Source organism: Streptomyces sp. NPDC004031 (genome assembly GCF_053604375.1).
Map to the genome: position 1 here is coordinate 1 of NZ_JBSGHL010000140.1, position 2289 is coordinate 2289.

Annotated in this window: 2 protein-coding genes; both read left to right on the top strand. The window is 53.5% G+C overall.

Features of this window, described 5'->3' with window-relative positions; all coding sequences use genetic code 11:
* A partial coding sequence (locus tag ACWERV_RS36635; protein WP_452941205.1) for a hypothetical protein occupies positions 1-903 on the top strand: 903 nt, incomplete at its 5' end.
* Positions 904-1123: 220 nt separating this feature from the next.
* The coding region (locus ACWERV_RS36640) for a hypothetical protein (protein ID WP_452941207.1) at positions 1124-2289 on the top strand (1166 nt) is incomplete at its 3' end.

Here is a 2289-nt window from a genome sequence, read left to right on the forward strand (position 1 = left end):
ACAACCCGCGTGCGTTATTACGTCAAGGGCGACGGCGCGGATACGAAGACGTACTATGTCGACGACGATTTCGGCCTCATTGGCTTGCACATTATTCAGAAAACATCATCGGCTCCGTATTTTATCTACGCAACCTTCGAACAGGCGGACAATATTCTTGATGCGGCGGGCAAGCCGGTCGAGGATATGGATGGAAAATATATTGCCAATCCGATCCCGCCGATACCGTTATATCCGAATATTGTCTCGAAAAACGCACAGCCCGGGACTCTCCAGCAATTCTCCTATTCCCCCAAAAATTTCAGCTCGCCGCCAGGCGCTCGGCTGTACTACCAGAACACCGCGCAAACCGGACTCGTAGATGGAGGTCCGATCATTGTCAATCGAAGAATCAATCAGATTCCGGATGAAATTATTGCGGTCAATAAATCTGCTCATGATGCGATTTCCATGTACTCGCAAAAGAATTTCGGTGCGAAGAATTCGGTGTGGTCGTATTACAAGCTCGTCAACGTTCAGAGCAAGCCGCTTACTGGAAAAAAACCGGGAATCGATTACAGTAACGAGGATAGGTCGGTGCAGTCGACGTATTATCAATCCAATGGCGTGATTGAAACGGATTACAATCTTCAGAAATTCAGCGGAACCTTCGTCAACTTCGACAAATTCAGTTTTCGGATTACGGATTTTTCCGATGGAACAAAGAATCAATTCAATAACGTGACGTACAACCATGACTCCGTAAATATGGGTGGATGCATGGGGTGTCATGGAAATGCACAAAAGGCTGGAACCGGGTTCAGCTTTATCCTCCTGCACGGAAGCGTGCCGATGCCGGACCAGGCAGGCCAGCCTGTAACGAAGGAACAGATCGCGCGCTTCACCAAATATTTCTCGAAATGAGATTGCTGTAGTCGTCGACGAGATTTTAAGGGGTTGTGTCTAATAATGAGGCCGTTCAGTTCGCGTTACTCGGCGGTACCCGTATGCGATATTTTTCGGCTTCGAATCGAATGGTCGCGCCATGCGAATGGGGGTGGGTGTGAATATACACAGAGAGCGGCATCGCTATTTTCAGACGACCGTGTCGGCATCGATTTTCCTCGGCTTATGCTGTTTGGCGATGAATGTTGATGTGGCCGAAGGGGCAACTGATGCTGTGTTGCAGGCCGCGAGGGATTGCGACACACCAACGACCCCCTTTTGCGACGCACTGATGGAACCCATTGCCGGGTGGAACGGACATGTTTTCAAGCTATCCCAACAATATCCGTCCACGGTTCCGAACGACGCGCAGCCCTGGCTCGCATTCGATCCGACTCGCGAGCCCGAGCGCTACCTCAAGGCTGCACTAACCTACTTCTACGAAGGGAACATTCGATCGAACGTCGAAGAGAGCTTCGACCCTTCGCTGAACAAGGTCCGCCAATGGTACAACGCGCCATGGCAGGACTATGGCGTCAACGGGCGTGAGTTCATCCACGGGCTTACGCGCGAACTGGAGTCGCAGCCGGGCACGCTCGACCCGCATCAGACGAAGTCATGGAGCACCTACGCCGTCGGCTTTTACAACGCACCTGGCGGCATGACGATCGGGAAAGTGTGGGCGAATCATGGTCTTTTCAACGAAGGCTATGCGATGTTTCCCGAGGGAACGGTTTCCGCCAAGTTGCTTTTCACCACCGCGCCGGTGGAGCAGGTTCCATATCTGGCGGGTGCGCCGGAATGGAACGCTTACGTCTATGTTGAAGACCCGACGATTTCGCTTCGACGCGAGGTGAAGAAGGTCCGATTGTTGCAGATCGATATAGCCGTGAAGGACAAGCGGGCAAAGGATACCGGCTGGGTGTTCGGTACCTATGTCTACGGTGGAGGGGCCGGGTCGAACCGTCGTGGCGCCGGTTGGTACAACGTGTCGGCGGTGGGCGCTATGTGGGGGAACCACCTTTTCAATCCGGCAACGAATCAACAGAGTCAGACCTGGTTGAACGGCAACGTTCACATGACCCATTACGGTCATCAAGGACGCCTGGACGGCCCCCTCGATGATCCGCAGTCATCGTGCATGTCCTGCCATTCAACCGCCGAATGGCCGCCGGCACAGCACATGACACCGCCGATCGGCTCGTCTCCCGATGAAACCGCGAAATGGTTTCGTAATATTCGGTCGGGCACGCCGTTCGATCAGGGGCATACCTCACTCGATTATTCGCTCCAGCTCAATGTGGGGATGCAGAACTTCCTGCTCGCTCACCCCGATCTGTTCAAGACAGTGCCGCTGGATACGAT